The sequence below is a fragment of the Streptomyces sp. NBC_00076 genome (genome assembly GCF_045041235.1).
GTDB lineage: Bacteria > Actinomycetota > Actinomycetes > Streptomycetales > Streptomycetaceae > Streptomyces.
On sequence record NZ_CP108242.1, the window covers coordinates 10,132,171 to 10,155,851 of the forward strand.

The 23,681-nt window shown below is 72.0% G+C and carries 20 protein-coding genes; 8 read left to right on the forward strand and 12 right to left on the reverse strand.

Features of this window, described 5'->3' with window-relative positions:
• Positions 1–6 precede the first annotated feature (6 nt).
• Entirely contained in the window at positions 7–735 is a 729-nt protein-coding gene (locus tag OHA64_RS45190) for a ribonuclease H (protein ID WP_405623061.1), read from the forward strand.
• A 10-nt stretch (positions 736–745) separates the two neighbouring features.
• Here the strand turns inward: OHA64_RS45190 and OHA64_RS45195 are convergent, their stop codons facing one another.
• A complete protein-coding gene (locus OHA64_RS45195) occupies positions 746–1,198 on the reverse strand; it encodes an SRPBCC family protein (protein ID WP_405623063.1) in 453 nt (150 codons plus the stop codon).
• A 204-nt stretch (positions 1,199–1,402) separates the two neighbouring features.
• Between OHA64_RS45195 and OHA64_RS45200 the strand changes: the two genes are divergently transcribed.
• Both OHA64_RS45200 and OHA64_RS45205 read left to right on the forward strand, forming a co-directional pair.
• Positions 1,403–2,614 (forward strand): FAD-dependent monooxygenase, encoded by a 1,212-nt coding sequence (locus OHA64_RS45200; protein WP_405623065.1) that lies wholly within the window; start codon positions 1,403–1,405, stop codon positions 2,612–2,614.
• Positions 2,615–2,744: 130 nt separating this feature from the next.
• Positions 2,745–3,728 (forward strand): aldo/keto reductase, encoded by a 984-nt coding sequence (locus OHA64_RS45205; protein ID WP_405623066.1) that lies wholly within the window; start codon positions 2,745–2,747, stop codon positions 3,726–3,728.
• 74 nt (positions 3,729–3,802) lie between these two features.
• Here OHA64_RS45205 and OHA64_RS45210 read toward each other — a convergent pair whose 3' ends face one another.
• Both OHA64_RS45210 and OHA64_RS45215 read right to left on the reverse strand, forming a co-directional pair.
• Positions 3,803–4,150 (reverse strand): hypothetical protein, encoded by a 348-nt coding sequence (locus OHA64_RS45210; protein WP_405623067.1) that lies wholly within the window; start codon positions 4,148–4,150, stop codon positions 3,803–3,805.
• 140 nt (positions 4,151–4,290) lie between these two features.
• Positions 4,291–4,716, reverse strand: coding sequence for a hypothetical protein (locus OHA64_RS45215; protein ID WP_405623068.1), 426 nt, complete (start codon positions 4,714–4,716; stop codon positions 4,291–4,293).
• Between the two features lie 143 nt (positions 4,717–4,859).
• Here OHA64_RS45215 and OHA64_RS45220 point away from each other — a divergent pair, with 143 nt between their 5' ends.
• A complete protein-coding gene (locus OHA64_RS45220; protein WP_405623069.1) occupies positions 4,860–5,360 on the forward strand; it encodes a DUF6328 family protein in 501 nt (166 codons plus the stop codon).
• 211 nt (positions 5,361–5,571) lie between these two features.
• Here OHA64_RS45220 and OHA64_RS45225 read toward each other — a convergent pair whose 3' ends face one another.
• The 3 genes from OHA64_RS45225 to OHA64_RS45235 all read right to left on the reverse strand — a co-directional run bounded on the left by OHA64_RS45225 (position 5,572) and on the right by OHA64_RS45235 (position 8,156).
• A complete protein-coding gene (locus OHA64_RS45225; protein WP_405623070.1) occupies positions 5,572–5,997 on the reverse strand; it encodes an SsgA family sporulation/cell division regulator in 426 nt (141 codons plus the stop codon).
• Positions 5,998–6,059: 62 nt separating this feature from the next.
• The gene (locus tag OHA64_RS45230; RefSeq protein ID WP_405623071.1) at positions 6,060–7,091 is read right to left on the reverse strand and encodes a hypothetical protein; all 1,032 of its coding nucleotides are present in this window, start codon (positions 7,089–7,091) and stop codon (positions 6,060–6,062) included.
• Between the two features lie 93 nt (positions 7,092–7,184).
• Positions 7,185–8,156, reverse strand: a complete 972-nt coding sequence (locus tag OHA64_RS45235) for an LLM class F420-dependent oxidoreductase (RefSeq protein ID WP_405623072.1) — start codon at positions 8,154–8,156, stop codon at positions 7,185–7,187.
• Between the two features lie 87 nt (positions 8,157–8,243).
• Between OHA64_RS45235 and OHA64_RS45240 the strand changes: the two genes are divergently transcribed.
• On the forward strand, positions 8,244–9,689 hold the full coding sequence (locus OHA64_RS45240) for a serine hydrolase domain-containing protein (RefSeq protein ID WP_405623073.1): 1,446 nt from the start codon (positions 8,244–8,246) through the stop codon (positions 9,687–9,689).
• On the opposite strand, the gene OHA64_RS45245 is transcribed toward OHA64_RS45240, so the two are convergent.
• From OHA64_RS45245 to OHA64_RS45265, 5 genes are all read right to left on the reverse strand, one after another.
• Positions 9,681–11,318 (reverse strand): serine/threonine protein kinase, encoded by a 1,638-nt coding sequence (locus OHA64_RS45245; protein WP_405623074.1) that lies wholly within the window; start codon positions 11,316–11,318, stop codon positions 9,681–9,683. The two genes, OHA64_RS45240 and OHA64_RS45245, sit on opposite strands and share 9 nt — an antisense overlap.
• A 198-nt stretch (positions 11,319–11,516) precedes the next feature.
• Positions 11,517–12,542 carry a polyprenyl synthetase family protein gene (locus OHA64_RS45250; RefSeq protein ID WP_405623076.1) on the reverse strand — a complete coding sequence of 342 codons (1,026 nt, stop codon included), beginning with the start codon at positions 12,540–12,542 and terminating at the stop codon, positions 11,517–11,519.
• On the reverse strand, positions 12,539–13,642 hold the full coding sequence (locus tag OHA64_RS45255) for a tetratricopeptide repeat protein (RefSeq protein WP_405624381.1): 1,104 nt from the start codon (positions 13,640–13,642) through the stop codon (positions 12,539–12,541). Before OHA64_RS45255 ends, OHA64_RS45250 begins: the two co-directional genes overlap by 4 nt.
• A 175-nt stretch (positions 13,643–13,817) precedes the next feature.
• Entirely contained in the window at positions 13,818–14,495 is a 678-nt protein-coding gene (locus tag OHA64_RS45260) for an AIM24 family protein (RefSeq protein ID WP_405623077.1), read from the reverse strand.
• Between the two features lie 46 nt (positions 14,496–14,541).
• Positions 14,542–16,065: a CAP domain-containing protein gene (locus OHA64_RS45265; RefSeq protein WP_405623078.1), complete on the reverse strand. Its 1,524-nt coding sequence runs from the start codon at positions 16,063–16,065 to the stop codon at positions 14,542–14,544.
• 199 nt (positions 16,066–16,264) lie between these two features.
• Here OHA64_RS45265 and OHA64_RS45270 point away from each other — a divergent pair, with 199 nt between their 5' ends.
• The 3 genes from OHA64_RS45270 to OHA64_RS45280 all read left to right on the forward strand — a co-directional run bounded on the left by OHA64_RS45270 (position 16,265) and on the right by OHA64_RS45280 (position 20,623).
• The gene (locus OHA64_RS45270; RefSeq protein WP_405623079.1) at positions 16,265–17,437 is read left to right on the forward strand and encodes an ROK family protein; all 1,173 of its coding nucleotides are present in this window, start codon (positions 16,265–16,267) and stop codon (positions 17,435–17,437) included.
• Positions 17,438–17,554: 117 nt separating this feature from the next.
• A complete protein-coding gene (locus tag OHA64_RS45275; RefSeq protein WP_405623080.1) occupies positions 17,555–19,243 on the forward strand; it encodes an alpha-galactosidase D in 1,689 nt (562 codons plus the stop codon).
• 156 nt (positions 19,244–19,399) lie between these two features.
• Positions 19,400–20,623 carry an SGNH/GDSL hydrolase family protein gene (locus OHA64_RS45280; protein ID WP_405623081.1) on the forward strand — a complete coding sequence of 408 codons (1,224 nt, stop codon included), beginning with the start codon at positions 19,400–19,402 and terminating at the stop codon, positions 20,621–20,623.
• Positions 20,624–20,667: 44 nt separating this feature from the next.
• Here OHA64_RS45280 and OHA64_RS45285 read toward each other — a convergent pair whose 3' ends face one another.
• Positions 20,668–23,640 carry a helix-turn-helix transcriptional regulator gene (locus OHA64_RS45285; protein ID WP_405623082.1) on the reverse strand — a complete coding sequence of 991 codons (2,973 nt, stop codon included), beginning with the start codon at positions 23,638–23,640 and terminating at the stop codon, positions 20,668–20,670.
• Between the last annotated feature and the right edge of the window lie 41 nt (positions 23,641–23,681).

Here is a 23,681-nt window from a genome sequence, read left to right on the forward strand (position 1 = left end):
CATGGCATGATCGGGCGTATGCGTGAACGTGTTGTGGCCGCGTGTGACGGGGCTTCGAAGGGAAACCCCGGGCCGGCGGCCTGGGCCTGGGTCGTCGCCGACGAGTCGGAGTGCCCGACCCGGTGGGAGGCGGGGCCGCTCGGCAAGGCCACCAACAACGTGGCCGAACTGACCGCTCTGGAACGGCTGTTGGCGTCGACCGACCCGGACGTGCCGCTGGAGGTCCGGATGGACTCCCAGTACGCGATGAAGGCCGTCACCACCTGGCTGCCCGGCTGGAAGCGCAACGGCTGGAAGACCTCCGCGGGCAAGCCGGTCGCCAACCAGGAGCTGGTCGTCCGTATCGACGAACTGCTCGACGGCCGCTCCGTCGAGTTCCGTTACGTGCCCGCCCACCAGGTCGACGGGGACCGGCTCAACGACTTCGCGGACCGCGCCGCGAGCCAGGCCGCGATCGTGCAGGAGCCCGCGGGCAGCGGACTCGGTTCGCCGGAGCCGCCGGCCGCACCGGACACGCCCACAACGCGCGCCCCGCGGGCGCGTTCGAGCGGGACGAAGACCGGAACCAAGGCCGGCGCCAAGGCATCCGGCGGGCGCGGCGGCTCCGCACGGACCATCAAGGCGAAGTTCCCCGGCCGCTGCGTCTGCGGACGCCCGTACGCGGCCGGGGAACCCATCGCCAAGAACGATCAGGGCTGGGGCCATCCGGAGTGCCGTACGGCGGCCGCCGGATAGCGCGCGGCGGTCACACGACCGTGCCGCGCCACTCCCCGGTCTCCTGACCGCGCTCCTCGATGAACTTCTTGAAGCGTTCCAGGTCGCCCTTGGTCTGCCGCTTCACGACCCCGAGCTTGTCGCCGACCTTCTCGGTGACGCTGTCGGGATGGAAGTCCATCTGCAGCATCACCTTGGTGTGCTGCTCGTCGAGACGGTGGAACGTCACCGCACCCGCCTGCTTGGCCTCGCCGCCGACCGTGGTCCAGGCGACCCGCTCGTCCGGGATCTGCTCCGTGATCTCCGCGTCGAACTCCCGGTGCACCCCGTTCACACTGGTCACCCAGTGCGTCAGCGTGTCCGTGCGCTGCTCGATGCGCTCCACCCCGTTCATGAACTCGGGGAACGACTCGAACTGGGTCCACTGGTTGTAGGCGGTGTGCACGGGGACACCGACCTCGATGGATTCCTCGACCTGGGACACAGGTCATCGCCTCCTTCGTCTCGTCGGATGGTCCCGCGCGGGTACCCGTGACCTGCGGGGCAAACCGCGAACCGGAGATCGTCAGTCGGTGTCGAAGGTGTTGGGGGCGGCGCGATTCACGAGCCCGTGGGCCACACCTCTCCTGCTACCCTGCGTTGCCGATCGACCACTTTGAGTAATCGAGCAACTGAACTAGGGGTGCGCGTGAAGGTCGCCTGTGTCGGTGGCGGGCCCGCCGGGCTGTATCTGTCGATCCTGCTGAAGCGGCGGGATCCCTCCTACGACATCACCGTCCATGAACGCGACCCGGAGGGATCGACCTACGGCTGGGGTGTGACCTACTGGCGCGGACTGCTCGACAAGCTGTACACGCACGACCCCGAGTCTGCCGCCGCCGTCCTGGAACACTCGGTGCGCTGGAACCACGGCGTCGCCCACGTCCGGGGCGTCGCCACGCGACACCCGGGCGACGAAGGCTTCGGCATCGGCCGGCACCGTCTGCTGGAGATCCTTGCCGGGCGCGCCCGGTCCCTCGGCGTACGGCTGGAGTTCGAGCACGAGGTGACGGAGCGGAACCTCCCGGAAGCCGACCTGGTGGTGGCGGCCGACGGGGTGCGCAGCGCACTGCGCGGCGGGCGCGCCGACCGCTTCGGCGAGGAGATCAGAGCCGGCCTCAACCACTACGTCTGGCTCGGCACCACCAAGGTCTTCGACGCCTTCACCTTCGCCTTCGTCGAGACCGACCACGGCTGGATCTGGTGCTACGGCTACCCCTTCAGCCCCGAGCGCAGCACCTGCGTCGTCGAATGCGCCCCGGAGACCTGGGCCGGACTCGGGCTGGACCGGGCCGACGAGGCCGACGGACTCGCCCTCCTGGAGAAGCTCTTCGCCGATGTGCTCGACGGGCACGCCCTGATCGGCCGCTCCGCGGGCCAGGGCGGCGCCCAGTGGCTGAACTTCCGTACCCTCACCAACCAGACCTGGCACCACGACAACCTCGTCCTGCTCGGCGACGCGGCCCACACCACGCACTACTCCATCGGCGCCGGAACCACTCTCGCCCTGGAGGACGCGATCGCTCTGGCCGAAGTCCTGCACGAGCACGCGGCCCTCCCGCAGGCTCTCGCCCACTACGAGCGGGAACGCAAGCAGGCCCTCCTCTCCATCCAGAGCGCGGCCCGCCACAGCGCCCAGTGGTACGAGAACCTGCCCCGCTACATCCAGTTGCCCCCGGACCAGATGTTCGCCCTGCTAGGCCAGCGCCACTCGCCCCTGCTGCCGTACGTCCCGCCCCAGCTGTACTACCGGATGGACAAGGCTGCCGGGCAGCTGGAGGCGTTGCGCCGGTTCAAGCGCTGGCTGGGCCCGAAGGTGGCGCGGACCGTGCACGCGCGGGCGCTGGCCTCCCGCAGGTAGCTCCCGTACGGCGGCTGCGGTGGTGGCGGGGCGCGGGAAACCGCGACGGTTCCAAGAGGTGTCCGCCGACGGGTCACCGGGCGGAGCGTCCCCTTCCGCGGGTCCATGGGACGGATGACAGACTGACGCCATGGACGAGCGCACATTCGGTAGGTCGCAACAGCACGCATCCGTCGTCGGTCTCGGGACCTGGCAACTCGGCGCCGACTGGGGAGACGTCGACGACAAGGAAGCGGTGGCGGTGCTGGAGGCGGCGGCCGAGTCGGGGGTGACCTTCTTCGACACGGCCGACGTGTACGGCGACGGACGCAGCGAGCAGACCATCGCCGCCTTCCTGGGCGGGCGCCCTGATCTGCATGTGTTGGTCGCGACGAAGATGGGCCGCCGTGCCGACCAGCTCCCGGAGAACTACGTCCTCGACAACTTCCGTGCCTGGAACGACCGTTCACGCCGCAACCTCGGCGTCGACCGTATCGACCTGGTGCAACTGCACTGCCCGCCGACGCCCGTCTACTCCACGGACGAGGTCTTCGACGCCCTCGACACCCTCGTCGAGGAGGAGCGCGTCGCCGCGTACGGCGTCAGCGTGGAGACCTGTGCGCAAGCCCTGACGGCCATCGCGCGGCCGGGTGTGGCGAGCGTGCAGATCATCCTGAACCCGTTCCGCATGAAGCCCCTGCGTGAGGTGCTCCCGGCGGCCCGGGAGGCCGGCGTCGGGGTCATCGCCCGGGTCCCGCTGGCCTCGGGCCTGCTGTCGGGCAAGTACACCAAGGACACGATGTTCCCCGAGAACGACCACCGCACCTACAACAGGCAGGGTGAGGCCTTCGACGTGGGGGAGACCTTCGCAGGCGTGGACTACACGACGGGCGTCGAGGCCGCCGCCGAGTTCGCCGCGCTCGCCCCGGAGGGATACACCCCGGCCCAGCTGGCGCTGCGCTGGATCGTCCAGCAGCCCGGTGTGACCAGCGTGATCCCCGGTGCCCGCTCGCCCGAGCAGGCCCGCGCCAACGCGCAGGCCGCCAAGTTGCCCGAGCTGTCCGAGGCGACGCTCACCGCGATCGACGATCTCTACGACCGGCGGATCAAGGAGCAGGTCGAAGCACGCTGGTAGGACGCCGGAACGGGCTCGGCGGCCCGGCGCACCGGCCTTCAGAGCCCGACCTTCAAGGCCTGCCCTTCGTGGGTTCAGGGCTCCAGGACCAGCTGCCTCTCCTGTTCCTGGTCGCCCGAGGCCACCCCCTGGTCGTGCGTCGGGAAGGCCTGGGCCAGTGTGCTGCTCGCCTTCTCCACGGCCTGCGGTGTGCCCTGCACGGTGACGGTCACCGGCGCGGATAGGCGATCGGCGGTGTCCTGCGCGACCGCGGCCGACCGGTCGGTCGTACCGCTGTCGAACGTGGCCGTGTGGACCGTGGCGTTCTTGTCGGCGGGCAGTTCCCGCGCGGAGCCGAAGGCAGGCTCCAGGGCCCGCACGACCGCCCGTGCGTCGGCGGTGCTGCCGCCGCTGAGTGTGACAGTGAGCTCGGTGCCGGACATGGTCAACGGGACTCCTCGGATAGTGGACGTCGGACGGGCCGGAGGCGTGCCGGCCAAAGCCGACACGCCATCCGTCCCGCGGTCCGTGTAACCGTCCGGTGATCGCTGAAACAGTCGCCCGGCCGGCCGGTGTCCACCGCTCAGAAGCGGCCGCCGGTCAGGCGGGTGACCGGCCCCTGGGTGTGGCGCTCGGTGCGGCGGCCCGCCGCGAAGGACACGGCGCCCAGTGCGGTCAGACCGGCACTGACGCCCGCGGCGACGAGCTTGCGGTGGCTGATCACCGTCCAGGCCGTCTTCGCGCCGGCGGCCACCTGTCCCGAGGCCGAGACTAGCGCCTGGCGCCCCACCTCCACGCTCTTGGCCGCGGTGTGCGCGGCCGTGCTGGTCGCGTCGGCCGCCCGCTGGGCGCCCGCCTTCGCGGTCGAGGCCGCCTCGTCGGTCTTCGTGGCGGCTGCCCGCGCGGTCCGTGTCGTCGGGGCCGTCGCCTTGTCCGCGTTCTGCCGTGCCTTGGCGGCGGTGGTGGCGGCGGCTGTCTTCTTGTTCGTTTCCTTGTCCGAATCCGTCATGGGAACCGGTTTGCCGTTCACCTCCGTCGCAAACACGTTCGTTGCGCCGCCTTGTGGTCCCCGTCATGACCGGTCAAGAAGGCGTAAAAGAGGGAACTCGGTGCACAAGAACGAAGCGAGGTTCGATCGGGAAGGGAGGAAGCTTGTCGGCCATCGGGAAAGAACCGGACACGAACAACACGGGGCGCAACGAGACGGAGGAGGAGAGAGCCGACCGCAAGTGGGGGGAGCTCATCCAGGAGGTCAGGGTCGCCCAGACGGGCGTGCAGATCCTGTTCGGCTTCCTGCTGACGGTCGTGTTCACACCGAGGTACGCGGACCTGGCTGACACGGACAAGACCATCTACATCGTGACGGTGGTGCTGGGCGCGTGCGCCACCGGCGCGCTGATCGGTCCGGTGTCCCTGCACCGTCTGGTGTCCGGTCGGCGGGTCAAGCCGCAGTCGGTGGAGTGGGCCTCCCGGATGACCTTCGTCGGCCTGGTGCTGCTGCTCGCCACCATGACGTCGTCCTTGCTGTTGATCCTCCGGGTGGCCACGCACGACGGGTATGTGCCGTGGCTGGTCACCGGAGTGGTCGCCTGGTACCTGCTGTGCTGGTTCCTGGTACCGCTGCTGGTCCGGCAGCGTCATACGACGAAGTGACACCGAGCGCGGCGAGTTGACGGTCGTGCGGGCGGCCGAACAGCAGGACGGACACGCTCGCGGCGATCAGCGCGGAACATGTCCCACAGGGGGTCGGACATCACCCGGGTGGCCAGGAAGGCGTCCGCCGCCTGGCCACCGATCACCGCGGCCACCCACTCAGGCACGAGCCCGCCGGCACGACCAGTACGGCCGCCGGCCCGCGCCCGCGTCAGCCGCCGGCGAGGACGTCCTGGAGGAAGTCGTCGATCCGGACCTCCTCCCGACCCGGGGGCACCGCCTCCCGGGTCTCCCGCAGGAAGGCCGCCACCGCCGGAGCCCACGCGAACACCACGGCGCGCTGACGGCCGCCGTCGGGGCGGGCGTCGCCGAGGAACTCGACGCACAGCTCCTCCCACATGCCGGTCGACACCGGCCGCATCCGCACGTCCCCCACCCCGACCCGCCGCCGCAGGCCCTCGGTGAGCATCTCCCGGTCCAGCCGCCACCGCGCGAGCACCCGGCCGTCATGGCTGAACACGGCGGTGACGGCGAACGGGTCCGCCGCGTCGTAGCTGAGGTGGGCGAGCACCGGGCAGCGGTCGGCGGCGCCGGCCTGGAGCTGCACGACGAGCGTCTTGTGGACCAACGAGTTCACGAGAGGGCCTCCGGGGAGAACAGTCGTAGAGACCTCTAGTACCCCCGTCGTGCCCAAGATGCTCAGCTCTCCGGGTGATTCCCTCGCGCTCCGCGCAGCGAGGTGATGCAGGAGGCGATGGCCTGCTGGAGTTCCTCGAGCTGTTGGACCATGTCGTCCTCGTAGAACTCCTGGGCGTCGTCGAAGGTGAGCTCCTCGAACACCTTGGTCGCCCGCTGGAGGCTGCTGTAGAACTTCGTCCGCCGTTCCTGGACGCGCAGTTCGGGATCGGACTCCACCGCCTCGACGACGAGCGACTTCATCGTGTCGTAGGCCTCCGTGGCCCACTCGTTTGTGCCCTCGTCCTCCTCCAGCTCGTCGAGCAGGGACAGGTGTCGTTCGGCCTCCTGGCGGATGTCGACGGGCGCGTCGATGGTCTGCCCCGCCGGGGTCTTGACCTGGCCCGACTCGGCGATCTGGCGGACGTATCCGATCCGGTCGGCGGACCTGCTCTCGCTGGCGACGGCCTTCTTCAGATCGTCGGTGCGCACCACGTCCCGGGCCAGCTCCGCCTGCAGCTCGGGGTCTTCGCGGACCCGGTCCAGCAGGGCCTGGCGGGCCGCCCGGGCGGTGGAGGGGTCGGCGAGGATCGCGGCGCGCAGCGCGGTCGGGTTCTCGGCGACCTCCAGTGCCTTGGTCGGCCGGATGCCCTCGGCCTCGGCCGCCTCCGTGATGGCGGTGCCCCGTTCGGAGGTGGCGCTGCTGCGGGAGACGTAGTAGCCGAGCCACACGTCGGCGTCCGGCAGTTCCACCTCCTGGCCGGGCGTCAGCGCCTCGAAGTGCGGGACGAGACCGTCGTCGGCGGCCCGGTCCCACGCCTTGTAGTAGCGCAGGACGCGCTCGGGCGAGCAGCCGGCCAGTTCGGCGAACTCCTTCGCCGACACCTTGGGCGTCTCGTCCGCGCCCTGGCCGCCGGGCCGCACGCTGCGCGCCACCATCAGGCCGAAGGCCCATCCTCCGGTGCGCGCGTAGACGCCGAACTCGCGCGCGTCCCGCGCCACGAGGTCGGACAGGGGCACGGGGGACGTCTCGGACGGGACGATCGACAGTGTCACGGGTGCTTCTCCTGGGCAGGCTGGTCGAACTGCGCTGGTGCGGTTCGGAAGCCTATTGCACCTCCGGCGACGCCCCGGCCGGCCCCTGTGCCGTCAGTCCAGCGCGTCGTGCAGCGCGGGGAGCAACGTCTTCGCCGACCAGTCCAGGTACTCGGGCTGGGACTCGCCGCCTATCTGCACCAGGGCGACCTCGGTGAACCCGGCCTCGGCGTACGGCCGTACCGCCTCGACGAAGTCCTCCGGGTCGTCGCCGCACGGGATCGAGGCGGCGACGTCGTCGGGCGTCACGAACTGGGTGGCCGACTCGAAGGAATCCGGGTGCGGCAGCTCGGAGTTGACCTTCCAGCCGTTGCCGAACCAGCGGAACTGGGAGTGGGCGCGCTTGACGGCCGCGTCCCGGTCCGGGTCGTAGCACACCGGCAGTTGGCCCACCCGCGGCTTGTCCTGGCCGCCGTGCCGGTCGAAGGCGTCCAGGAGGCCCGCCTTGGGCTCGGTGGCGATCACCAGGTCGGCCAGCCGGCCCGCGAGAGCGCAGGACTGCTCGCCGGAGACGGCGATGCCGATCGGCGGCGGCTGGTCCGGCAGGTCCCACAGACGGGCCGACTCGACGTCGAAGTGCGTACCGCGACGGTTCACATGGCCGCCCTCGAAGAGGTCACGGATGATCTGCACCGCCTCTTCGAGCATCTCGTGCCGTACGTCGACCGACGGCCAACCACCGCCCACCACGTGTTCGTTGAGGTTCTCCCCGGAGCCGAGCCCCAGTCGGAACCGGCCCTCCGACAGCAGCTGCATCGTCGCCGCCTTCTGCGCCACCACCGCGGGGTGGTAGCGGAAGCTCGGACACGTCACGTACGTCATCAGCGGAATGCGGGAGGTCGCCTGGGCGGCGGCTCCCAGCACACTCCACGCGTACGGCGAGTGACCCTGCGCGCGCAGCCACGGGAAGTAGTGGTCCGAGGTCACCGAGAAGTCGAAACCCGCCTCCTCGGCCTGGACCAGGTGGTCGACCAGGTCACGGGGGCCGGCCTGTTCGGTCATCATCGTGTATCCGATTTGCACCATAACGGCTGGGTCCCCGGTCAGCGGAAGGGGAAACGGACCGATCGAAACCCCCTCGATCGCCGCGCCCGATCGGGAGAGGATGCTTCCATGAGTAGCCGCGCCCTGCCCGCCAGTGCCCCCGCCGCCCAGGCAGTCGCCGCGTCCGGCGTCCACGCCTTCCTCGACGCCCTGGAGGCCGCCCCGGGCATCGAACCGCACAGCCTGATGATCCTGCGGCACGACCATGTGGTCGCGTCCGGCTGGTGGGCGCCGTACAGCCCGCAGCGCGTCCATCTCCTCTACTCGCTGAGCAAGAGCTTCACGGCGACGGCCGCCGCTTTCGCCGTCGCCGAGGGACTGATCCGGCTGGACGACCCGGTGATCTCGTACTTCCCGGAGTTCGAGGCCGACATCACCGATCCGCGCAGCCGCGCGATGCTCGTCCGGCACGTGGCGTCGATGGCCGCCGGACACGAGGACGAGGCCCTGGACGGGGCACGCGCGCTCGATCCCGAGGAACTGGTCCGCGGCTTCCTGCTGCTGCCTCCCGACCATGAGCCGGGGACCGTCTTCGCCTACAGCCAGCCCACCACCTACACGCTCGGCGCCATCATCCAGCGCGTCACCGGCCAGTCGTTGACCGAGTATCTGCGGCCGCGGCTGCTGGACCCGCTCGGCATCGGCGAGGTGGCGTGGACTCGTGACCGGGCGGGCCGCGAGCTGGGTTTCAGCGGGCTGCACGCCGCCACCGACGCGATCGCCCGGCTCGGGCAGCTGTATCTGCGGGACGGGGTGTGGGAGGGCGAGCGCGTGCTGCCCGAGGGGTGGGCGGCCGAGGCCACCCGCGTGCACATCGCGAACGCCGACGGCACACCTGAGGGCGAGCTGTCCGACTGGCAGCAGGGCTACGGCCTCCAGTTCTGGAGGTCCCGGCACGGATACCGCGGGGACGGGGCCTACGGGCAGTTCTGTCTGGTGCTGCCCGAGTACGACGCGGTGGTCGCGATGACCTCCCAGAGCGAGGACATGCCGGGGATCCTGAACTTGGTCTGGGAGCATCTGCTGCCCGCCTTCGGACCCGAACCGCTGCCCGGGCGGCAGGAGGAGGACGCGGCGCTGGCCGAGCGGTTGGCGCGGCTGGCGCTGCCGCCCGCCCCGGGCAAGCCGGCCCCACCGGAGCGGGAACAGTCCTGGTCCGGCGTCGAATTCGTGCCCGACGAGGTGGTTCGCGCGAACGTTCCGAGCGAGACCCGGGTGCTGGTCTCGGCGACCGGGAGCGGCTGGCGGGTGACGCTCGTCGAGGACGGCCACCGGCTGGAACTGCCGCTCGGGCAGGGGGACTGGGCCGTGGTCGAGGAGCCGGTCCCCGTCGCGGTCAGCGGGGGGTGGGCCGACGCGGAGACCCTCGTGGTCGAGGTGGCCTTCCTGGAGACGCCCCATCACCTGGTGGTGAGCTGCTCGCTGACGGACCGGACGTTCACCGCGCGCTGGCGCACCCAGCCGCTGCAACCGGCACGGCTGCGATCCATGCGGGCGCCCCGCGGCTCAGTCTGAGGTCTGCCGGAAGGTTCTCAGGAAGGTGTCCAGGGCCTGCCGGTTCGCGGCGTCGTCCCAGTCCGCGGCCGGCGTGGTCCAGCGAAGCGAGAAGCTGCGGCTCTCCCCGATGAGGAAGCCACGGCCGAACGTGCGCAACCGGGCGCCGTGAGAGTCGTCGGCGAGCCATTCCATGTCGGCGGCCTTGCGCCCCTGGTAGGTCGTCGCGCGGATCTCGCCGATCCGCCGGAAGTCGATGTCCGCCTGCTCCAGCTGCGGTTGGACGTCGTCGCGCCAGACGGCGACGGGGTCCGGGCCCACGCGTTCGCTGTAGGTGACGGCGAGTGTGCGCGGGTCGTCGTCCTTTCCGAAGGTCACGCGATACGCCAGGTCGCCCGCGCGCGAGGTGTCCAGCGCCTTCCAGCCCGCCGGGAGCGCCACGGAGAAACCCTCCGGTGACTGGTACACGCGGAAGCCGGCCGGGAGCGCGTTGCCGGTGGGAGACGGTGTCGGTTTGGGGGGCGGTGTGTCGGACCGTGTCGGCGTGGGGGTCGGTGTGTCGGAGGGCGTCTGCGTGGTGGGTGTCGGCGTCGGTGTCCTGGGCGGGAGGGAGGTCCGTCCGTCGGTGACCGGGGTCGAGGCGCTCGGCCGGGATGCCGCACCGCTGGAGCCGGAGTCGGTGCCCGGCAGTTGACGGGTCACGGCGAGGACCGCGACGGACACCGTGACGACGGCCAGGGCGGTCCCGGCGACCATGGTCCGTCGACTCCACACCGGGCCCGTCTGGTACAGGCCGCGCAGACGGGGCTTGGGCAGCGCCCGCAGAGCGTCCCCCGGCTCCTCGTTCAGGACCCGGGTGAGAGCCTCACGAACCACCGGGCGGGTCAGCCGTTCCCGGGAGTCCTTGCGCAGCAGCCCCTGCACGGTCTGGGCGAGGGGCCCGGCGTGCACGGGGCTGCGCAGCGGAAGCCGGTCCACCCCGCGCAGAGTGGACTCCGGCCGGTCCCGGTCGCGGAACGGGGGCCGGCCCTCGACCATCGTGTACAGCATCGCCCCGAGCGCCCACAGGTCGGCGGCCGGTCCGATGCGCTCGTCGCGGGCCTGCTCCGGCGAGGCGTACGACGGTGCGGTGACGCGGGGCGCCAGGGTCGCGCCGGTCAGCCCGAACCCGGTGAGGACGACGGAGCCCTGGTCCCCCACGAACACCTGGCCGGGACTGAGTTCGCCGTGTGTGATGCCCTCGCCGTGCGCGGCCTCCAGCACGTCGAGCACCTCCAGGCCGATGCGCGCAGCCCGGGCGTAGTTGAACGCGCCCTGCTGGACGAGGAGTTCCGTCAGAGGTACGCCGTCGATCCATTCGGTGACGACCCACAGGTTGCCGTACTCCACGACGGCGTCGACCACCTCCGCGACCTGGCCCGGACACACCCGGCCCATGGTCTCGGCCATCCGGACGACACGGGCGGTGGCCCGGCGCGCGTCCTCCCCGTCCAGGTCGGCCGGCAGCCCGATCTGGGTGAGGAGACGGGGCCGGCCGGCCCCGACGTCCTCGCCGTACCAGCAGACGCGGTTGGTTTCGCGGTGGAGGACCTCCATGAGCCGGTACCTTCCGGCGACCAACTCGTGTGTGGACACGTGCGCCTTGACCATGTCATCCCTCGCTGAACCCCTGGCTCTCACCTTTCCCAGAGGTACGAGGGGTACGACGGGGTGCGTTCAATGAAATCGCAACTGAAGAGCAGTGCTTCCCTTTTGTTCAACTGTTGTACGGCAGGTCAGCAGAACTGCGCGGGCGCTGAACGGGGTTGACACACTCCCGGCGCGGACCGGGTCGGCGACGGCACGCTCTCAGAGATCGCGGCGCACCAGGAAGTCCAGCAGGGACCGCAGATCGCCCCTGGCCGCCGGTTCCAGCGGCACCTCGGCCAACAGCGCGTCCACGGCGGCGATGTGCCGCCGCGCCTCGGTCACCGCGGCCGACCTGCCGCCCGCCTCCTCGATCAGCGCGGCCGCCCGCGCGGGCTCCGCGTCGGACTCCAGGAGGGCGGCCAGCCGGCCGGCCACCGGAGAAGGGGAGTCGAGCGCGGACAGGACGGGGAACGTCTTCTTCCGCTCCCGCAGGTCGCCGTGCACGGGCTTGCCGGTGACTTCGGGGTCGCCCCAGATGCCCAGCACGTCGTCGACGATCTGGAACGCGACCCCGAGATGCCGTCCGGCCCGGTCGAGTGCGGCGACCACGGTGGGCGGCGCGCCGCCGAGCAGGGCGCCCAGCGCGACCGCGCAGCCCAGCAACGCACCGGTCTTGTGCTCGGCCGTCGTGCGGTACTCGACCGGCCGCACCCGGCGCGGCCCCGTCCAGGGGCGCGCGGCGAGCAGGAGGTCGTCGGCCTGGCCGCGCACCAGGTCGCCCAGCGCCACGGACAGCAGGCGCAGCGCCTCGGGGCCCGCCGACACGCCGGCGAGGGTCTCGACGGCCAGCGCGAACAGCGCGTCGCCCGCGAGGACCGCGGGGCCCGTGCCGTACGCCTTCCACACGGTGGGGCGGCGGCGCCGGGCCGCGTCGCCGTCCATGATGTCGTCGTGCAGCAGCGAGAAGGTGTGCACCAGTTCCACCGCGACCGCCGCGGGCACCCCGGTCAGTCCGGGCGAGCCGGCGGCCTCGGCCCCGAGCACGGCCAGCGCCTGGCGCACCCCCTTGCCGCCGGCCGCCCTGGTGGGCGCGCCTCCGACCTCGCACCAGCCGAACGCGTATCCGGCCATCTCGCCCACCCACGGGTGCAGGCGCCCCACCGCATCCTGGAGCGCGGGCCGCACCAATCCGCGGCAACGGTCCAGTACTTCGGGGGCGGCGACCGCCGACGTCAGCACGGTCACCGTACGGCCTCCGCCCGCGCGCCGAACGCTTCCCGCGGCTGCTGTGGTGTCCCCGGTGAGCACTCGGGCGAGTCCGCCCGGATACCGAACTCCTCCTGTGCCCGCGCCACCATCTCCCTGGCGTGCCGCAGCCCGAGCCGTTCCAAGGTGCGGGCCAGATCGGCCAGTTCGGCGGCGGTCTCGGCGCGGTCGCGGCCCAGTCGGGCCCGGCACTTGGCCAGTCCGAGCCGCGCCAGCGCCGTACCGCGAGGTTCGCTCATGTCACGGAACTCCGCGAGTGCCTGCTCGTAGCAGTCCCGCGCCTCGGCGTGCCGCCCGGCGCGGTACAGGACGTTGCCGCGCATCTTGTGGTTGTACGCCAGCGCGCTGGACAGCTTCATCGCACGGCAGGTCTCCTCCGCCTCGGACAGCAGGACCAGCGCGCGCTCCGTGTCCCCGTCGCGCACGGAGACCACGTCGGCGAGCCCGCGCAGGGCCCAGGCGTGCCCGCGCCGGTCGTCGGCGCCTGCGGCTATCTGGGCCGCCTCCTCGAACAGGGCGTACGCCGTGTCGAAGGAGCCGGTGTTGCGGTGGATCTGCGCTATGCCCTCCAGCGCCCACACGGTGTGCCGCGCCTCGCCCCGCCGCCGGGCCTCGGCCAGCAGCTGCTCGTGCAGCCGGCCCACCGCCTCGTAGTCGCCCTGGATGCGTCCGGTCTCGGCGAGTCCCGCGAGCGAGTAGCCGCGGACGACGATGTCACCGCCGCGTTCGCCGAGTTCGGCCGCCAGCTCCAGCAGCCGCCGGGCCAGGGCGAAGGCACCGCGCTGCCGGGCCAGGGTGCCGCCGCTCCACAGCGCCCAGGCCATCGCCGCGGTGTCCCCGGCCTGTCGGGCCGCGCGGTAGCTCGCCTTCCACGCCCGGTCGGCCTCCCCGATCCGGCCCAGTCGGCGGTGTGCCTCGGCGACCGCGAGCCCGGAGCGAGCCGCCTCCCCGTGCTGCCCCGCCCGTTCGGCGGCCCGCAACTGCTCGGTGCCGGCGGCCAGTACCTCGGTCAGCGAGGAGTTCACGGACAGGGTGGTGAGGGCGCCCTGGTACTCCGGGGCGAATGCCTTGCCGTACATGCCTGCCTCTCGGTCGGTGGACGCGCCCTGTGTACACACCGCGTCTACATGGGGTGTATACGTCATGTGCATAGCGCGTCGGGAACCTGCCCCGGCCTATTGGACCGGGGCATCGTCTGATGTCGATCAAGACGTCGAGACAGTCCTCGGGGTTGCCCGTGAGGCGTAGATCACCTCAGTGCTGCTGGGCCTTCTGCGGGGTCGCCTCACTCGGCCGTACGACGACATGGCCCTGGCCCCGCAGCACCAGTTGCACCGCCTCGCCCGAACCGCCGCGCAGCATCGAGCCTATGGACTGCGAACGGTGCAGCGAGGTCGCCAGGCCCGCCGTCCAGCCGACGACCGCGTCCGTGTCGACGTACACCGGGTACTGCTCGGAGACCGGGATGACCAGCGGGTTTCCCTCGCACACCAGGCCCAGTCGGCCCTGCCCGGTGAAGACACTGTTGAACAGGCCGCCGCCGGCGATCCCGGCGCCCTTCACCGTCGCGATCCGGTACGCCAACGTGGCGTCGAAGCACAGGACGTTGCGGCCGTTGACGGTGAACTCGTCGCCCTGCTCGACGTCCACGACGAAGCAGTTCTGCGCCTCGTGCGCGAACCAGGCCTCGCCCTGTCCGCGCACAGCCATCAGCGGCAGGCCCTCACCGGTGACCGCGCGCTTGAGCATGCCGCCCACGCCCTGGCCCTTGCGTTCGAACTGGAGGTTGCCGCGGTAGGCGATCATCGCCCCCTGGCGGGCGAGCATCTCGCCGTTCACCGTGTACCGGACGCACTTGGAGTTCTCGACCGTCATGCCCGCCTGTGTGGCCGGCTGGACCAGGTGCTCGCTGGAGAAAAGATCGCTCTTCATGGGGGCATGGTGGCCCGGAGGGATGCGCTCCGCCAAGGTCGTGACCTCAGGCGCCGAAGAGCTGTGTCCAGTAGGTGCCCGCGGGGCCCCCGCCCGCGAAGCCGACCCCCAGGTGGGTGAAGCCCGGTTTGAGGATGTTGGCGCGGTGGCCGGGACTGTTCATCCAGCCCGTCACGACCTCGGCGGGGGAGCGTTGACCGCAGGCGATGTTCTCGCCGATGGAGCGCCGGGTGGAGCCCGCCGCGGCGGCCCGGTCCCAGGGCTGGGTGCCCTCGGGTGAGGTGTGGGAGTAGAAGGCGCGGGCCGCCATGTCCGCGCTGTACGCCTGCGCGGCGGCGCCGAGCGAAGGGTCCGCCGCCAGCGGGGCCAGCCCTGCCCGGGCACGCTCCAGGTTGGTCAGGTCGACGACCTCGTCCTGGGTCCGCGCCAGACCGGCCGGGCTGAACGGTGTGGCCCACAGCGCCGTCCAGTACGTGTCTCCGGAGCGGCCGTCGGTGACGTGTGCCAGCCCGGCGTGGCGGAACACCGGGTCGTGCAGGGTGTGGCGGGGCTGCTCGGTGCGCAGACAGTACGCGACGAATTCGGCCGGCGTACGCGGGCCGGAGACCAGGTGCTCGCCCACGGTGAGATACGCGTATCCGGCGGCGACGACGCGCTGGTGGACGGAGACGCCGTCCGGGCCCTCGACGCCGAGGCGTCCCGCCGAGGCCATGGCGGACGCGTGCGCACGCGCCGCGGCGGTCAGCCGCCCGTGGAGCGAGACCGGGGGCGAACCGACGGTGGAACGGGCGGAGTTGACCAAGCCGAGGAAGCCCTCCGGGTCCCCGGCCCGTTCGACGTGTCCGCGCTCGTCACCGGCGACGGCGGCAAGGGAGTGGCTGTGGGTTGCGAGGCGTATGCGCGAGGGCTGTTGGGGTGCCGGAGCAGTGGACGAGGGTGTGCCGGGTGCCGGGCGGGCCGGGGAGGACATGCCCGTTGTCGGCAGGGTCGCAGATCCCCCGTGCGACGCCCGGCCTGTCGTGGAGTGGGCGTTCGGTGCCGGGTGCGCCGGTGGCGGTGCCGGTGTGGTCGGGGCGGGGGGCGGTGCCGGTTCGTCGGCGACGTCCACCCCGAAGTCGCGGGCCAGTCCCGCCAGTCCGTCGGCGTACCCCTGTCCCAGCGCCCGTAGTTTCCAGCCGTCGCCACGCCGGTAGAGCTCCGCGAGCAGCAGCACCGTCTCCTGACGGGGGCGCGGCGGGGTGAACCGGGCGAGCGGGCGGTCACCCGGGCCGGTGACATGCAGGGTGGGGGCGGGCAGGCGGCCCAGGGGAGTGGCCGGGTCGGCGGGGCTGATGACCACCGTCACCCGGGCCGCGCCCGCGCGCAGCCCCGGCGGGTCCACGGTGAGCGTGTCGCCGTGCAGTCGGGCGCCCGGGGCGGCCGGCTGGTTGTAGAAGACGAAGTCGTCGTCGCTCCCGACCCTGCCGCTGTCGTCCGTGATGAGCGCGGACACGTCGAACGGGCCGGGGACCCGGACGGTGACGACACCGCCCGGAAGGGGCACATTGCCCCCGGGGACCAACTCGCTCATCGCGCCGCCCAGATGTCGTCCTACGGGACCTCGAGGGGTCGTCCGGACAACGCGCACCGGGGCGCGGGGGGTTCCCAGCGCGAGGGCTCCCCGCCCCCGCCGGTCGGTCCAGGGCGGTCCAGGGCGGTCCCCGGAGCCCGGACACCGGATCCTGTTTCTTTTATTGACGACGGAAAATAATGCCCCTAGGTTCCCGGGCATGCTTCCGACACCCAGGGCGGAGAGGTTCCCGGCCAACACGCCCGCCGCCTCGCAGATCTTCACCACCGTGCTGTCCCAGGGGCCCCTCACCCGCCTGGAGGTGGCCCGGCGGGCGGGGCTGTCGGCGGCCGCCGTCACGAAGGCGGTCCGGCCCCTGATCGAGGCGGGCTACCTGGTGGAGGACGCTGACGCGCAGGCGCAACCCGCACTGGGGCGGCCCGCGAACCTGGTGCGGGTCGACGGCGGACGGGCCCTGTTCGTCGGGATCAAGGTGACCGGCGACGAGATCATCGGCGTGCTCACCGACCTGTGCTGCCGGATCCGCGTCGCTCGCCACGCGCCGCTGACCAGCCGCGACCTCACAGCGGTGCTGTCGGCCGTCGCGGACGTGGTCCAGGAACTACGCACCGAGGCGGACGAGTCGGGGGCGGCCGTGCACGGCGTCGGCATCGCGGTCTCCGGCGATGTGGACCGGGGCGAGGGCACCGTCCGCTACTCGCCGTTCCTGGAGTGGCGTGACGTGCCCCTCGCCGAACTCGCCGCCACGACCACGGGGTTGCCGGTCACCGTCGACAACGACGTGCGCGCCCTGACCGTCGCCGAGCAGTGGTTCGGCGCGGGGGCCGGGCTGTCCGACTTCGCCGTGGTGACCGTCGGCGCGGGGATCGGCTGCGGTCTCGTCGTGCACGGGCAGGTCGTCGCCGGTGCCCACGGGGTGGCCGGTGAGATCGGGCATGTGACCGTCGACCCGACCGGGCCGCCGTGCCACTGCGGCAACCGGGGATGCGTGGAGGCGATCGCCGGCGACGCCGCGATCGTCCGGCGCATCCGCGAAGCCACCGGCGTCGAGGTCGAAGACACCGCCGAGGCGGTGCGCCTCGCCCACCGCGGGGTCGCCGGGGCGCGGGAGGCCTACGCCAGGGCGGGCGAGGCCATCGGCCGCGGCATCGCCACCGTCGCCAACCTGCTCGGCCCCGAACGCGTGATCATCTCCGGCGAGGGCCTGGCGGCCTACGACCTGTTCGCCGAGCAGATCCGTGACGCCTTCGCCGCGGCCGCCTTCGGCTCCGCCGCCCAGTGCGACGTCCAGACCCGTCCGCTCCCCTTCGAGGAGTGGGCCCGCGGGGCCGCCGCCACCGCGATCCAGTCCTTCATCCGAGCCGACACCTAGTGCCGTGGCAGGCGTCGCGACGGGGCGAATGCCTGCCGCGGCACTGGTCATGACCCGTCCCCCTGCCCACAGTCACTTCCCCCGCCGAGCCGATCCGACCTTCAGGAGGTACGCCCCATGCGCTCACCCTCGTACGCCCTCCCACCCGCGCGTGCCCTGAGAGCCGTGGTGGTCCTGGCCCTCGCGGCCGGCGCCACCACCGCCGTTCCCGCGGCCCACGCCGAGACCTCCACCCCCGCTGCGGCTGCCGCCCCCGCAGTCGTCGCCGCGAAGCCCTATATGGGCTGGTCGAGTTGGAGCATGCAGTCGTCCAAGTACCCCGGCCTCAACCCGGACGGCGACTACAGCTACCTGACCGAGGCGAACGTCCTCAAGCAGACCGACGCCCTGGCCGGCAAACTGAAGAAGTACGGCTACGAGTACGTCAACATCGACGCGGGCTGGTGGAGCGACAACGCCTGGAAACCACACTACGACCAGTACGCACGCCAGCAGGCCGACCCGGTCCGCTTCCCCAGCGGCATGAAGGCCGTCGCCGACCGCATCCACGCCAAAGGCCTGAAGGCCGGCATCTACCTGCCGGCAGGCCTGGAGAAGGGGGCGTACGGCGACGGCACGGTGCCGGTCTGGAACGCGGACGGCTGTACCACCGCCGACATCGTCTACAGCGACCTGCGCACCACCAACGGCTGGGACAGCTCCTACAAGCTCGACTTCTCCCGCCCCTGCGCCCAGAAGTACATCGACTCGCAGGCACAGCTCATCGCCGACTGGGGCTACGACTTCCTCAAGCTGGACGGCGTCGGCCCCGGATCCGGAAAGAGCGGCGCCCAGTACAACAACGTCGCCGACGTGGCCGCCTGGAACAAGGCGATCGCGGCCACCGGCCGACCGGTCCACCTCGAACTCTCCTGGTCCCTCGACATCGGCCACGCCGCCGACTGGAAGAAGTACTCCAACGGCTGGCGCGTCGACACCGATGTCGAGTGCTACTGCAACACCCTCGTCAGCTGGGAGAACTCCGTCAACGACCGCTGGGACGACACCCCCGCCTGGACCCGGCACGCGGGCCCCGGCGGCTGGAACGACCTCGACGCCCTGGACGTCGGCAACGGCGAGATGGACGGCCTCACCAAGGCCGAGCGGCAGAGCTACGCCACCCTGTGGGCCATCGCCAAGTCCCCGCTCTACACCGGCGACGACCTCACCCGCCTCGACTCCTACGGCCTGTCCCTGCTGACCAACCGCGAGGTCATCGCCGTCGACCAGGGCGCCGCCCCGCCCGCGCGCCCGGTGACCGCCTCCGATCCCCAGCAGGTGTGGGCCGCGAAGAACCCGAACGGCACCTACACCGTCGCCCTGTTCAACCTCGCCGACGCGTCCGCCGCCGTCACCGCCGACTGGTCCACCCTCGGCTTCACCGGCAAGGCCGCCGTCCGTGACCTGTGGAGCCACGAGGACCTCGGCACGTACAAGAACAACATCACCCAGACCCTGCCCGCGCACGGCTCGCGCCTGTTCACCGTCACCCCGCCCAGTGGTCGCCTCGACTGGAACGGTTACGAGGCCGAGGCCCCGGCGAACACCCTCAGCGGCAACGCCACCGTCGCCGACTGCGCCACCTGCTCCGGCGGCAAGAAGGTCGGCAACCTCTACCTCGGCGGCAAGCTCACCGGCGACTGGGGAACCGTCAGTAGCGTCAGTGTGCCCGTCACGTTGAAGGCCGGCCCCAACACGATCACCTTCGACAGCGGCACGAGCTACGCCCCGGACATCGACCGGATCGACGTCCCCCGACTTCCCTGACCGACTCGGCCCTACGAGTTCACCCGCTCGTCATCGGGTCGGCCCGGGCACGATCCGCGGCGCGGGTGGGCGAACACCACGGTGGCGTACGACGGTAGGGTCCGGAACGTGATGTTGAAGCCCGGAGAGTCCGTCCCGTTGAAGGGCCTTTGCACGATGACGGTTCGGTTCGCCGCGAAGGTGGGATCGGTGGCCGGGGTGCTGCTGGTCGCCAGTGCCTGCCAGTCCACGTCCATGCGGGCCGGGGCGATCGACGCCCCGGCCGGCGTGATCACCTGGGGGGCGAGCGCCAGCAGGCTCGGCGAGGCCGTGGCCGACCGCGGATACCGGCTCGTCGTGCACACCAGCGTCGCGGGCAGCGACGCGCGGATCCGGCTCTCCAACGCCTTCGGGGACCGGCCCGTGACCTTCGACAGTGTCTACGCCGGCCTCCGCAGGACCGGTGCCGAACTGGTCCGCGGCAGCAACCGCCGGCTGACCTTCGGTGGGGCGCGCTCCGTCACCGTCCCCGCCGGGGAGACCGTACTCAGCGATCCGCTGCCCGGCCACCTGCCCGCCGCGAGCGACCTGGCGGTCAGCATCCACACGCCCGACGCGGCCGGCCCGGTGACCGGCCACTGGATGGGGATGCAGACGTCCTACGTCACCTCGGGCGACCACACCGCCGAGGAGAGCTCCACCTCCTGGGCTCGGACCACCGGTTCCTGGTTCTACCTCGACGCGGTCTCCGTGCGGGCGAGACGCGGCACTGGAGCCGTCGTGGCCCTCGGCGACTCCATCACGGACGGCTGGCACTCGACCGCCGACCGGAACCGCCGCTGGCCCGACTACCTCGCCCGCCGCCTGCGACGGGCGGACACCGGCGTGAAAGGCGTCGCCAACGAGGGCATCGCGGGCAACAAGGTCCTCGCGGACGGCGCCGGACAGAGCGCGCTGAACCGGCTGGACCGGGACGTGCTGTCCCAGCCCGGCGTACGGACCGTGTTCCTCTTCGAGGGCGTCAACGACATCAAGGCCCCCACCGGAGTCACCGACGATGACGTGATCGGCGGCTATCAGGAGGTCGTCGAGCGTGCGCACGCGGCCGACAAGTGCGTGGTCGGAGCCACCGTCGCCCCCTTCAAGGGCTGGTCAGAATGGGACCAGGACACCGAAGCCGTACGCCGAAAGGTCAACACCTTCATCAGGACCAGCGGCGAGTTCGACGCCGTCACCGACTTCGACCGCATCCTGCGCAGTCCCTCCGACCCCGCACGGATCCGGCCCGCCTTCGACGGCGGCGACCACATTCACCCCAACGACAAGGGAATGCGGGCGATGGCCGACGCCGTCGACCTGAAGAGCCTCGACTGCGTCGACCCGGGCCCGGACCCGGACTAGGACGACGGCCGCAAGCCGCAAGCCGCAAGCCGTGGCCCAATTGTTCAGGGCGCCCCGTGCCCCGATCCGCTCCGCTCCGGACTGATCAACCCCTGCCGATAGGCGACCGCCACCGCCTCCGTGCGACTCGCCGCGCCCAGCTTGGCGAGGATGTTGGAGACGTGGACGCTCGCTGTCTTGGCGCTGATGAACAGGTCCTCGCCGATCTGCCGGTTGCTGCGGCCGAGGGCGAGGAGCCGCAGGACATCCTGTTCACGGGCCGTGAGGATCGTGGTGCGGGCGTCGGCGCCCGGAGTCTGAGCCAGACGTCCGCGGCGGATCAGGGCGTCCACCTGCTCCAGCAGAGGCGTGGCGCCCAGCCGGACGGCCGCCGCCCGGGCCTCGCGAGCCGCCACGCCCGCCTCCTCGCGCCGCTCGCCCGCCAACAGGGCTTCCGCGAACCGCACTTGGCAGCGCGCCCGCTCGTACACGTCACCGAAGTCGAACGCGTCGACTGCCCTGCCCCAGGCCGCCGCGTCGGGCCCGGACACCGCCCGCGCCCACTCCGCCTCGGCCCGCGCCAGCCACGCCTGTCCCTCCGGCCCCTGCGGCGTGCGGTTCTCACCGCGGACCGATGAGACCTGGGCGAGGTCGCGCAGTTCGGTCGCGGTGTCCGTCCAGCGACGCGTCTGCGCCTCGTCACCGGTCGACCGCAGCGCGGCGGCCCGGTCGGCGACCGCGGACAGCGCGAGGGCGGCCAACCGGACCGTGACGTCCGGCGCTCTGCCCGCGTCGTCGGTGAGGGCCGCCACCGTGGACCGCATCCGCTCCACGGCAGCCTCCGGCGCGCCCCGCTGTGCCGCCGCGTCGGTCAGCACGATGCCCGCGACCATCGTGCCCATCCAGTCGAACGGCCCCTCCAACAGGGCCTCGGCCCGGTCGGCGGCCGTGCGGTCACCGCGTGCCAGCGCCGCGTACAGCGCGGGCCCGGCCGTGTACCCGCCGGCCGCCGGAAGCAGCTCGGCGTCCGCGGCCGCCGCGCGTACGCACTCCTCCCAGCGGCCCAGTGTGTAGAGCACCAGCAGCCGGAGATAGCGCATCTCCAACGGATACGTCGAGGACAGCAGGCCGGCACGGCGGGCCCGGTCGAGCCCCTCGGCCAGCCACGGCAGGCACTCGTCGAGGTCACCGGATTCGAAGCAGCCGATGGCCAGGCTGAACAGGGCGCGCAGTTCCACCAGTGCGTTGCCCGAGCCGCGCGCGAGATCCCGGGCCTCCCGCAGCCGCTCCCGGCCCTCCGGCGTCCGGCGGCCACCGCCCTCCAGGACGGCCAGCGAGATCAGCAGATCGGCCCGCGCGTCGGGCATGTCCAGCCGCTCCGCGACGCTCAGGGCCTCCCGGGCCACCCGCAGCGCAGTGTCGTATTCCCCGACCTGGCGGGCCGCCAGCGCATGGGTGGCCGCCGCCCACACCCAGGTGCGCGACGGAGGTTCGGCCGGGATCATGGCGAGCGCCTCGCTGCTGTACCGGAACGCCGCCGTCAGGCTGTCGACGCTGATCAAGTTGTCGGCGAGCGTGTACCGCACCCGGGCGGCCAGCTCGGAGTCCGCGTCCTGGCCGACGCCCGCGAGCGCGGCGCGGGTGAGGGCGACCGCCCGGTGCAACTGTCCGGCGTGCGCGGCCGCCGCCGAGGCGCGCAGGGTCAGGGTCACCCGGTCGACGCCCTCGCCGGTGGGCCGCGCGGACGGCTCCACCGCCGACCACAGGTCCAGGGCCGCTTCGAGGTGCCGCAGTTCCTCGGCGGGCGCGCCGAGCGACCCGGCGTGGCCTGCCGCCTCCAACGAGGCGGTCAGCGCCTCGGCCAGGTCATGGCTCTCCCGGTAGTGGTGGGCCCGCTCCGCCGCGCTCTCGGCACGACGGCCCCGCCCGGCGAGCAGCCGGGCGAACGCGCCGTGCAGCCGGGCCCGTTCACCCGGAAGCAGATCGGCGTAGACCGCCTCGCGGGCCAGAGCGTGCCGGAAGGCGTACGTGTCTCCGTCCCCGGAGACCAGCAGTTGCCGGCCGATCGCCTCCCGCAGGGCCGACTCCAGCTCGTTCTCCGGAAGCCCGACCGTGTCCCGCAGCAGGTCGTGCTCGACCCGGCGGCCCGCCACCGCGGCCGTGCGCAGCACCTGCTGGGCGGTGTCGGAGAGCTGCTCGAAGCGGATCAGGAGGACGTCCGCGAGGCCGCTGGGCACGCCCCCGGCCTCCGTGTCGGTGGCCGCGAGCAGCTCCTCCGCGTAGAAGGCGTTGCCCTCTGCGCGCTCGACGATCCGCCGGACCGTGGCGTCCGGCAGCGGACTCGCCCGCAACGCGCGCACCAGACGGGCCACTTCGGGATCGGCCATGGGCCGCAGCTCCAGCCGCTCCACTGCGGGCAGCCGCACCAGCTCGGCCAGCAGCGGACGCAACGGGTGGCGGCGGTGCAGGTCGTCCGCCCGATAGGACGCGAACACCGCGAGCCGGTGGGTGGGCGCACCGCCCGCCGACCGCTGGAGGATGCCCCGGCTGAGCAGGAACCGCAGCAGGTCCCGGGAGGACTGGTCCGCCCAGTGCAGGTCCTCCAGGACGAGCAACAGGGGCGCGATGTCCGAGAGGCCGGCCAGCAGCCCCGCGATGCCCTCGAACAGCCGCAGCCGGCCGCCGGTGTCCCGGGCCGTGTCCGTGCCGCCGCCCAGCAGCCGGTCCACCACCGGATGCGTGGCGAGGACGTCCGCGAACCGCTCGTCGGCGGCGAGCAGACCCAGGATCTCGGTGAACGGCAGATACGGCAGACCCACGTCACCGAGGTCGACGCAGTGCCCGGTGAGTACCGTCATGCCGGCGCGGTCGGCTTGACCGGCGACCTCGTCCAGCATCCGGGTCTTGCCCACGCCCGCGTCCCCGGCGATCAGGACCGCCCGGGCCTCACCGCCCCGGGCGCGCCCCAGCACACCGGCGAGGCGGGCGAGTTCGTCCTCCCGGCCGATGAGCGGTGCGGTGCTTGAGATCGTCGGCACGGTTCCATCCTGGTACGTGGCACTGACAGAGCTTCTGTGGC